This is a genomic window from Verminephrobacter aporrectodeae subsp. tuberculatae At4, assembly GCF_000193225.1.
GTDB lineage: Bacteria > Pseudomonadota > Gammaproteobacteria > Burkholderiales > Burkholderiaceae_C > Acidovorax > Acidovorax aporrectodeae.
Window position 1 is genome coordinate 1 of record NZ_AFAL01000657.1, and the last position, 251, is coordinate 251.

General features: G+C 67.7%; 1 protein-coding gene. It reads left to right on the forward strand.

The features are described from left to right. Positions 1-251, forward strand: a 251-nt coding sequence (locus VTU_RS33895) for a hypothetical protein (RefSeq protein WP_010107340.1), incomplete at both ends; no start/stop codon positions are given.

Below are 251 nucleotides of genomic sequence, written 5' to 3' on the forward strand. Positions count from 1 at the left end.
CGGGGACCGATCTGACGGTGCAGGCGCGCAACGTGACCATCGAAGCGGCCAAGAACAGCCTGAGCATCGATCAGCAGAACGCGCGCAAGGATGCTTATCACCGGATCGCCCAGACCAACGAGACCCTGGTCGGCGGCGTCTTCACTGCCGGGCGCAACGCCAGCCTGATTGCCAACGGCGCCAAGGCGGATGGGCAGGGCAACGTCACCGCGGTGGGCGCGACGATCGCTGCGGGCACGGGCCAGGCGAGT